The organism is Marinobacter sp. UBA5687 (assembly GCF_002420325.1).
Taxonomy (GTDB): Bacteria; Pseudomonadota; Gammaproteobacteria; order Pseudomonadales; family Oleiphilaceae; genus Marinobacter; species Marinobacter nauticus.
In genome coordinates, this window is sequence record NZ_DIHV01000147.1 from 1 (window position 1) to 9,775 (window position 9,775).

10 protein-coding genes are annotated in these 9,775 nt (G+C 58.5%); 8 read left to right on the forward strand and 2 right to left on the reverse strand.

Annotation, left to right across the window (positions count from 1 at the left end; all coding sequences use genetic code 11):
• Positions 1-28: 28 nt before the first annotated feature.
• From B3Y70_RS16100 to rdgC, 5 genes are all read left to right on the forward strand, one after another.
• Positions 29-781, forward strand: a complete 753-nt coding sequence (locus tag B3Y70_RS16100) for a YciK family oxidoreductase (protein WP_022992897.1) — start codon at positions 29-31, stop codon at positions 779-781.
• Complete coding sequence (locus B3Y70_RS16105; protein WP_114435040.1) at positions 781-1,014, forward strand: glutaredoxin family protein; 234 nt, start codon at positions 781-783, stop codon at positions 1,012-1,014. The genes B3Y70_RS16100 and B3Y70_RS16105 overlap by 1 nt, the downstream gene beginning before the upstream one ends.
• A gap of 12 nt (positions 1,015-1,026) precedes the next feature.
• Positions 1,027-1,797, forward strand: a complete 771-nt coding sequence (gene yaaA / locus B3Y70_RS16110) for a peroxide stress protein YaaA (RefSeq protein WP_114435039.1) — start codon at positions 1,027-1,029, stop codon at positions 1,795-1,797.
• Positions 1,798-1,857: 60 nt separating this feature from the next.
• On the forward strand, positions 1,858-2,058 hold the full coding sequence (locus tag B3Y70_RS16115; RefSeq protein WP_011785959.1) for a DUF2788 domain-containing protein: 201 nt from the start codon (positions 1,858-1,860) through the stop codon (positions 2,056-2,058).
• A 99-nt stretch (positions 2,059-2,157) separates the two neighbouring features.
• Positions 2,158-3,084, forward strand: coding sequence for a recombination-associated protein RdgC (gene rdgC / locus B3Y70_RS16120; RefSeq protein WP_113880543.1), 927 nt, complete (start codon positions 2,158-2,160; stop codon positions 3,082-3,084).
• Positions 3,085-3,097: 13 nt separating this feature from the next.
• Here the strand turns inward: rdgC and B3Y70_RS16125 are convergent, their stop codons facing one another.
• A complete protein-coding gene (locus tag B3Y70_RS16125; RefSeq protein ID WP_288590094.1) occupies positions 3,098-5,845 on the reverse strand; it encodes a GNAT family N-acetyltransferase in 2,748 nt (915 codons plus the stop codon).
• Between the two features lie 203 nt (positions 5,846-6,048).
• Here B3Y70_RS16125 and B3Y70_RS16130 point away from each other — a divergent pair, with 203 nt between their 5' ends.
• A complete protein-coding gene (locus B3Y70_RS16130; RefSeq protein ID WP_114435037.1) occupies positions 6,049-6,975 on the forward strand; it encodes a histone deacetylase family protein in 927 nt (308 codons plus the stop codon).
• Between the two features lie 23 nt (positions 6,976-6,998).
• Here the strand turns inward: B3Y70_RS16130 and B3Y70_RS16135 are convergent, their stop codons facing one another.
• Complete coding sequence (locus B3Y70_RS16135; RefSeq protein WP_379944557.1) at positions 6,999-7,928, reverse strand: flagellar protein MotY; 930 nt, start codon at positions 7,926-7,928, stop codon at positions 6,999-7,001.
• Between the two features lie 158 nt (positions 7,929-8,086).
• Here B3Y70_RS16135 and pyrC point away from each other — a divergent pair, with 158 nt between their 5' ends.
• Together pyrC and rnt are read left to right on the forward strand one after the other, a co-directional pair.
• The gene (pyrC, locus tag B3Y70_RS16140; protein WP_273030995.1) at positions 8,087-9,118 is read left to right on the forward strand and encodes a dihydroorotase; all 1,032 of its coding nucleotides are present in this window, start codon (positions 8,087-8,089) and stop codon (positions 9,116-9,118) included.
• 37 nt (positions 9,119-9,155) lie between these two features.
• A partial coding sequence (gene rnt, locus B3Y70_RS16145; protein ID WP_288590095.1) for a ribonuclease T occupies positions 9,156-9,775 on the forward strand: 620 nt, incomplete at its 3' end.

The following is a 9,775-nucleotide window of genomic DNA, read 5'->3' on the forward strand; positions in this document are numbered from 1 at the left end:
GGTCCGGCCTGATTTACGGAGACAGGTTATGCAAGATTACCAGGCACCCGCCGATCTTCTGAAAGACCGCATTGTCATGGTAACCGGTGCCGGCAGTGGTATCGGACGCGCTGCCGCCAAGGCGTATGCCGCCCATGGTGCCACCGTCATCCTGGTTGGGCGTACGGTCTCGCGGCTGGAGGAAGTCTACGACGAGATTGAAGCCGCCGGCCACCCCAAACCTGCCATCGTGCCGATGAACTTTGAAGGTGCCGCGGTCAAGGATTATGAAGAACTGGCCATGACCCTGGAAGATAATTTCGGTCGCCTGGACGGTCTCCTGCACAATGCCGGAATTCTTGGTGCTCGCAGCCCGGTTGAACTGTACGATCCGGAAACCTGGAACAAGGTCATGCACGTGAACGCCACAGCGCCATTCCTGCTGAGCCGGGCGATGATTCCGCTGCTGCGCAAATCCGATGACGCCTCCATGATCTTCACCTCCTCCGGCGTTGGCCGGCAGGCAAGAGCTTACTGGGGTGCCTACGCGGTCTCCAAGTTTGCCGTTGAAGGCCTGGCCCAGTTACTCGCGGATGAGCTGGACGACGAGCGCCACAATATCCGGGTAAACAGCCTGAACCCGGGCGCGACCCGCACCGGCATGCGGGTGCTGGCCTACCCGGCGGAAGATCCCAAGAAAAACCCGGACCCAGAGCAGCTGATGCCTGTTTACCTCTACCTGATGGGCCGGGACAGCAAGGGCGTTAACGGCCAGCAAATTGACGCGCAGCCGAAAAAATAATGGAACTGCTTTTTTACACCACATCCCAGTGCCATTTGTGCGAACTGGCAGAGGCGCTGCTGGTCAGCACCCCGATGCCCGAGCCCATTCCGGTGGATGTGGTGGACATTGCCCAGTCCGAAGCCCTGGTGGAGCGCTATGGCACCCGCATCCCGGTGCTGCGCCGCAACGACACCGGGGCGGAGCTTGACTGGCCATTCACCAGGGACCAGTTACTCACGTTTCTGCAATGAGGATCCTCTGACATGCTGATGATCATCTCCCCTGCCAAGACTCTGGATTATGAGAGCCCCCTGGCAACGGAAACCCATACCCAACCGGACTTCCTGGACGATGCCTGTGAACTGATTGACCAGCTCAAGGAGCTGGAACCGCATCAGGTCAGCAACCTGATGAGCATCAGCGACAAACTCGGGCAACTGAACGCCGAGCGCTTCCAGAGCTGGCACACACCGTTTACGCCGGATAATGCCCGGCAGGCCGTTCTGGCGTTCAAGGGCGACGTCTATACCGGTCTGGATGCCGAGAGTTTCAGTGAAGAGGATTTCAGTTTTGCCCAGAAACACCTGCGGATCCTCTCCGGCCTCTACGGCCTGCTGAAACCGCTGGATCTGATGCAGCCTTACCGACTGGAAATGGGCACCCGGTTTGAAAACACCCGGGGCAAAGACCTGTACGCATTCTGGGGCAGCAAGATTACCGATGCCCTGAACCAGCTCCTGGCCAGTGACGACAAGGTACTGGTGAATCTGGCCTCCAATGAATACTTCAAGAGCGTGCAGAAGAAACACCTGGATGCCCGGCTGGTTACGCCCCAGTTCAAGGACTGGAAAAACGGCCAGTACAAGATGATCAGCTTCTACGCCAAGAAGGCCCGTGGGCTGATGTGCCGTTACGCCATCCAGAATCGAATCACCCAGGCTGATGATCTCAAAGGCTTCAACCTGGACGGGTACTATTTCAGCGAAGACCAATCCGATAACAACAACTGGGTTTTCCTGCGGGATGAGCAGTAGTCAGGCGGTTTACCGGCCTGTGTTTAACACCTTCAGACATATGTTGATATCGGAGTAGCAATGAACGAAGCAGTATTTTCCCAGATCGCCATGCTGGTGTTTCTGACCGGCCTTATTGCCTGGATGGGCTTCATCGTTTGGGATCTGGCCAAGAAATCCCAGGCCGGCAAATTTGGCACTATCGCGCTGTTTACCGTGCTTGGCGCCGGCGTTGTCGGCTTTATCGTCAAAACCGTGCTAGTGGAGGTTATGCAGATCTGACCGGCCTGCCGTCACTTTACGGCTACCGCCTGGTAGCCGTATCATCCCTCCCCCTTTTTCGATTCGACAAGCTCCGACCTGACGCAAGGATTCAGACCCATGTGGTTTCGTAATGCCCGTGTTTTCCGTTTCACCAAACCTTTCGATATTTCCGCAGAAGCGCTGGAAGAGAAGCTTCAGGCGGACGCGTTCAAACCCTGCGGCCCTCAGGAAACCAACCGCCAGGGCTGGGTTCCACCCCTGGGTAAACATGGCGACCAGCTGGTGCACAGCGCCAATGGTTATCACCTGATTGCCCTGAGAAAAGAAGAGAAGATTCTGCCCGGGCCAGTGGTGAAGGAGGCTGTGGAAGAGCGTGCCGAAGCCATTGAGCTGGAGCAGGGCCGAAAGGTGCGCCGGAAGGAAAAAGACGAACTGAAAGAACAGGTGATGCTGGAAATGCTGCCCCAGGCATTTTCCCGCAACCGCCGCTGCTTCGCCTATCTGGCCCCCAAGGACGGCGTGCTGGTGGTCGATGCCGGCTCTGCGAAACAGGCCGAAGATCTGGCCTCCACACTGCGCAAGAGCCTTGGATCACTGCCTGTGCGCCCGCCTGCGGTTGAGCAATCCCCCGCCTTCACCTTCACCGGCTGGCTGAACGAAAGCATTGATCACCCTGCCAACATTACTCTGGGCAGCGAATGCGAACTGAAAGACCCGTCAGAAGATGGCGGCGTGGTGCGCTGTAAAGGCCTCGATCTCAAAGCCGACGAGATCCGCAACCACCTAGAAGCTGGCATGCAGGTGACCAAGCTGGCCCTGACCTGGGACGACAATGTCTCGTTCGTGCTGGATGAAGAACTGGGCATACGCCGGCTGAAATTCGGTGAAACCCTGCAAGAGCAACTGGACGACGTCGATGTCGACGACGCCCTGGCCAAGTTCGATGCAGCCTTCACCATCATGACACTGGAGCTGTCACGGCTGATCCCCGGGCTGCTGGAAGCCCTGGGCGGAGAGGATCGCTCCGCCATCGTCGAAGAGTAATGGAAGCGGGGGCCTACAGGTGCCCCCCTTTGCCCAGCCGTTCCTTCTGCCAGTCTTTCTGCGGCTCGTTCAATACCAGCCGCAGATCCATCACCTCTTCTTCCGGGTTGTATTTGATCTCGAACCCCAGATGCTCGGCCAGCTGCAACATCGGCCGGTTGTCCGGCAAGACATTGCCGATCATTTCCATGGTGCCCCGGGCCCGGCAGTAATCAATCATCTTCTGCATCAGGGCCACGCCCAGGCCTTCGCCTTTCATCCGGTCATCCACCATAACGGCGAACTCGCAGCGCAGATTGTCGGCATCGGTCCAGGTACGCACGGTACCCAGGGTCTCCTCGCCTTCACCATCCTCACGGGGTGCATTGGCGATGAACACCATTTCCCGGTCATAGTCGATCTGCACCATCTGGGCCACGTCTTCCCGGGAAAAATGCTTGCGGTACTGGAAGAACCGGTAACGGATGGATTCCGGGGACTGATGCTCGTGGAACAACCGGTGGGCAGGCTCGTCCTCCGCCAGCACCGGACGGATAATCACGCGGCGACCGGATTTGGGCAATACCAGCCACTCCTCCAGCTCTCGCGGGTAGGGCTGGATAATGGGTTTGATCGGATGTTCATCCAGGTCAATGGCGATGTTTACAGCAACGGCGCCCTGCTCATTGAACAACAACGGAGAGATTTCCAGGCCCTTGATCTCCGGTATATCAATCACAATCTGTGACAGCGTCACCAGGGTTTCGGACACTGCCCGGATATCCTCTTCCGGCTTCAGGCTGTGCTCTTTAAGCAGTTTGTACATGTAAGTGCGCCGCAGCAGCTCGCGGGCCAGAACCATGTTCAGGGGCGGCAAGGCAATCTGGCGGTCAGTCATGATGTTGATCTGGGCACCGGCTGCCCCGCAAACCACCAGCGGCCCGAACACTTCATCACGGGTGATCCCCACACTGAACTCGATGCCGCCAACATGCTGATAGGAACGTTGGACCGCAAAGCCCAGGAAGCCGCTTTTCGGGAAGTGCTCACGGTATTCCTCCATCAGAAAGCGGCAACTGTCGATAATCACCTGTTCGCTGTTGAGCTTTTTGACCGTGCCCTTGTAGCGGCGCTGAGTCGGACTCAGATCCAGGAAGGGATAACACACATCTTCATGGATAACGGTTACATCAATGGGGCGGCGCTCGACTGCGAAGACCTCCAGCACCTCTTCCACGTCATCGCAGTAAACGGTTTCAATGGTATTGATGCCGTAATCGCAAATCACCCGCCGGGCTTCCCGGTTGGACAGATGCCGCCGGCCATCCCGCAAGGCCCTGGCGACCAGTTTGCGGGTGTTAGCCCGGTCGGCGAAGTGGTCTGTAAACGATTCGGGCGTCTCGGTCAGCAGCCGCTGGATGCGCTGATGCCGGACATGCTGCATGAACGCCATCACCGCTTTTTCCGGGTTAAAGAACGATGGCAGCCCGGCCCGGTAAAACTCTTCCCGGGAATCCATCACCGTGCTTTGCCCCAGCCAACAGGTAAAGATATTGAGACGGGTGCCCTTGGACGCCTGCACCACAGAATCGGCGATCTGCAGGCTGTCTTCGATCAGCGTCGGCGCGTACATCACCAGCACGTTGGCCACGTTCGGGTCCTTCGCCAGAATCTTGATGGCCTTGCCATAGAGCTCGGGCGTGGCGTCATAGTTCAGGTCGATGGGGTTCTTGCGGGTCCAGTACGGCGGCAACAGTTCGCCCAGTTCCCTCACGGTATCTTCCGACAGCTCCGCCAGTTCTCCACCGAGATCCGCCAGCCGATCCACCGCCAATACGCCGGGGCCCACGCCGTTGGCCATGATGGCCAGGGATTCCCGACGCAGCGGGCGCATCCGGGTCAGGGTTTCCAGGGCATCAAACATCTGGCCGAGCCCGTCCACCCTCAACACACCGGCACGTTGAAGCATGGCATCGTATATCGGGTCACTGCGCTTGATACCTGCGGGCAAAGCATGGGGAAACCACTCGGATTCGGGCACCCGCCCGGATTTCACCGCAATGACGGGCTTGGTCCGGGAGGCCACCCGGACTGCCGACATGAAGCGCCTGGGGTTGGGGATGTTTTCAATGTGCAGCAGAATGGCCCGGGTCTGGGTGTCCTGGGCCAGATAATCGATCAGGTCGTCGTGATCGATGTCCATGCCGTCACCCAGGGTCAGGAAGTAGGAGAACCCCACCCCCCTGGCAAAGGCCCAGTCCAGCACCGAACTGGCAATGGTGCCGGACTGCCCCACGAAGGCAACGCGGCCGGGAATGGCCCCCATATGGGCATAGGTGGCGTTCAGATGCCGGGCCGGTACCATCAGGCCAATGGTGTTGGGGCCCAGCACGCGGATACCGGTTTCCCGGGCGGCATCCCGCACCGAATACATCAATGGCTGGCCGGTTTTACTGTGGGTCCGTGACATACCGCCGGTCATTACAATGGCGGTGCGCACGCCGCATTCACCCAGCTTGCGGATCATTTTCGGCACCGTGTCCGGCGGGGTACAGATAATCGCCAGGTCCGGACTGAAATCCAGTTTGGACACTTTGCGCACACAGGGCACCCCGTGCACGTTCTCGTAGTCGCTCTGGTTGACCACCACGAGCCGACCCGGATAGCCGCCGCCCAGCAGGTTCCGCAACACCATACCCCCGAGGTTGTCAGCGCGCTCAGAGGCGCCAATAACGGCAATGGATTCAGGATTGAACAGGCTTTCCAGATAGCGGGTACTCAACGCGGCTCTCCCAGTGGTGTGCGCGACAGGAATGTACAGACTTCAATAAAACGACTTGCTTATCAGTGTATACCTTATCTTAGGTGGCGAATTCATGATGTAAATCGACTAACGGGTTATTAGACCAAAGAAATACGACAGGCTTCGGTTATCCCTGATAACATGAAAGCGATAATAAGCATATTCAGGTTCAGGCATTACCCATGACCACGGCATTTTTTTCCCACGACGACTGCATGAAGCACAACATGGGCCCGGAGCACCCGGAGAGCCCTGAACGCCTTTCAAGCATTCTCGCCTACCTCGCAGATACCAACCTGCAACAGGAACTGGACTGGGTTCGTCCGGAAGAAATTACCCGGGACCAACTGCTGACCGTGCATCCGGAAAGCTATCTGCACCAGCTGGACCTGATGCAGCCGACCCGGGGCCGGGTGTTCACCGACCCGGACACCGCGATGATGCCGGATACCCTGAGAGCCGCCAGGCTGGCCGCAGGCGGCAATGTGCAGGCTGTCGATATGGTTATGAGCAGCCAGGTAACCAACGCCTTTGTCTGTGCCCGCCCACCGGGACACCATGCCGAACGAACCAAGTCGATGGGGTTTTGTTTCTATAACAATATCGCCCTGGCCGCGATGCGGGCACTCACCTTTCATCACCTGGAGCGGGTGGCCATTGTCGATTTCGATGTGCATCAGGGTAACGGCACGGTAGACATTGTCAGTGGTGATGAACGCATACTGATGTGCTCCAGTTTTCAACATCCGTTTTATCCGCATTCCCATGTGCACCGGCAGGCCGACAATATTGTCAATGCGCCGATTGCAGCCGACTGCTCACCGGCCGAGTACCGCAAGACGGTTGAAGCCGCGTGGCTCAAGAAACTGCAGGATTTTCGCCCGCAACTGGTGTTGATCTCGGCAGGTTTTGACGGTCACCGGCTTGACCCCATGGCGGAACTGAATCTGGAAACCGAGGATTATCGCTGGCTAACGGAAATGCTGGTGAGCGTCGCCCATGACCACGCCAACGACCGCATCATCTCCACGCTGGAAGGCGGGTATCACCTGAAAGCCCTGTCAGAGAGTGTGGCCGCGCATCTGGACGTTCTGAACGCGGTGTATTGAAACCCGGGAGCGAGCGTTTCCGGTTAACCCGAAAATTCGCTTCCCATACCGTTAGCCTGCAGCAGTTCCGGGCGCTCACCCTGGCGTTGCAAACGAATGGTGGTGCGGCGGTTATCAGCCGGCCGGCGGGAAACCGGATACTGATCGCCGTGGGCCCGGACCGTCAGCATGTTCTCATCGATGCCCCGGGATTTGAGATACTCTGCCACCACGTTGGCCCTTTCCTCCGACAGCGCGCGGTTATCAATCCGGCTACCAATACTGTCGGAATGGCCGTCCACGAAGATTCTCTCTACCGTGCTGTCGGCCATCACGTAGGTCACAATATTATCAAGCAAGTTCCTGTCGGCCTGTGACAGGCTGGTACTTCCGCTGGCAAACGGAACCCGGCTGCGCCGAACCTGGTCGAAGTTAACCGGCAACAGACTGGCAACGCATTCACGATAGCCGGCGTAGGGGCCGGAAAAATTCACATTCGACAACTGCACCCGTACCGGCTGGCCGCTGTATACCGCAGCCCGGGTAACCGTCGGCTGCATACCCCGGGACAACCCCTGGGCAATCAACACCGCTTCCCGATTCCCCAGGTTCACAGAGCGCGGACTATCCGTTACCTGCACAGCGCCAATGGGGTTCGGCGCCACTCCCGGTCGCCAGGGCGGCGCTTCAACCACCAACTGGCCCTGGCCGGGGCGCATCACACTCAGATCCGATTCCAGATAGAAACGCAGGTCTTCCCCCGCCCGGTGCCTGAGTACGGCACGGCCAAAGCCTGGAACCTCATGGACAAGGGAACACTCAAAGACCGATTCGGAGAGGTACCACTGGCTGTTTTCAATACCGGCACCGTAACTGGATGACAACACGGGCGCAGAGGACAATGACATCAACCCTGCCGTCGCCAGTGATTTCAGCAACCTGCCCTGTCTGAAGAACCAATTAGGTGAAACCATAGGAATGCCCCGTGGAGCCTTTAAACCAGTGAACTAACCGGTTAACGGCGACCCGACCGGGAACTTGAGCCGGATAACTTACGATCAGGTTAAAAACATCTGCTTTTCGCTTCTGATATAATCCGCGAAATTTTGCGCTCGCTTTCGGATACCTTCTCATGACCCGACAGATAACCATCACACGCCCGGACGACTGGCACCTGCACGTGCGCGACGGCGACATTCTGAACGATGTGGTCCCCGCCACCGCCGCCTGCTTCGGCCGCGCTATCATCATGCCCAACCTGGTACCGCCGGTAACCGATGCCAGCGCGGCCATGGCGTACAGGGATCGCATTCTGGCCGCGGCCCGGGGAACAGACTTCCAGCCCCTGATGACCCTGTATCTGACCGAGAGCACCACCGCCGAGACCATTCGTGAAGCCAAAGCCGCTGGCGTAGTGGCAGCGAAACTGTACCCGGCTGGTGCCACCACAAACTCTGCCTCCGGCGTGACAGACATCCGCAATATCTACCCGGTACTGGAGGCGATGGCGGATTGCGGCATGCTGTTGCTGGTACACGGCGAGGTGACCGACAGCGACATCGATATCTTCGACCGGGAAAAGGTGTTTCTGGAGCGGGTTCTGGCACCAACACTGGCGGCGTTCCCGACGCTCAGGGTGGTTCTGGAACACATTACCACGGCCGATTCGGCCGACTTTGTCCGTAGCCACCAGGGCAATAATCTCGGGGCAACTCTCACCCCTCAGCACCTGATGTATAACCGCAATCACATGCTGGTTGGCGGTATTCGCCCGCACCTTTACTGCCTGCCCATCCTCAAGCGCAACAAGCATCAGGAAGCACTCAGAGAAGTCGTGGCCAGTGGCGATCCCCGTTTCTTCCTGGGCACGGATTCTGCCCCACACGCAAAAGATAAAAAGGAAGCCGCCTGCGGCTGTGCCGGCTGTTACTCCGCCTACGGCGCCATCGGTCTGTATGCCGATATCTTTGAGGAACTGGGCATTCTGGACAAGCTGGAAGCCTTTGCCAGCTTCAACGGCGCGGATTTCTATGGCCTGCCCCGGAATACCGACACCGTGACGCTGGTGCGGGAACCCTGGACCATGCCGGAACACCTGCCTCTGGCCGGCGGCGACATTGTTCCATTGAAGGCCGGTGAAACCGTTAACTGGCGCCTGGCGTAAACCCTATTCATTCACTACCACGAACATCGGAGTTCGAGTGTCAGACGAAAACAAACAGCCCCACCCCATGTCCCAGCGCTTTCGCGGCTTTCTGCCGGTGGTGGTCGATGTGGAAACCGCCGGCTTCAACCCGGAACGTGATGCTCTGCTGGAAATCGCTGCCGTAATGCTGACCATGGATGAGGATGGCTGGCTGCGCAGGGGCGAAACTCACGTGCAGCAGATCGACCCGTTCGAAGGTGCCAATCTGGAGCAGTCGGCCCTGGATTTCACCGGCATCGATCCCTGGAATCCGGAGCGGGAAGCGGTACCGGAACGCGAAGGCCTGAGCGAGATTTTTTCTCCCATCCGCAAGGCGGTGAAAGAGCACGACTGCAAGCGCGCGGTACTGGTGGGCCACAATGCCACGTTTGACCACAACTTTGTCTTCGCGGCGGCGCTGCGGGCTGATATCAAACGCAACCCGTTCCATCCGTTCTCAACGTTTGATACCGCCACCCTGGCGGGCCTCGCCTACGGCCACACCGTGCTGGCACAGGCCTGCAAACTGGCGGGCATTCCCTTCAGCAACAAGGAAGCCCACTCCGCCGCCTACGACGCGGAAAAGACAGCAGACCTGTTCTGCGGCATCGTCAATCGCTGGCGTGAACTGGGCGG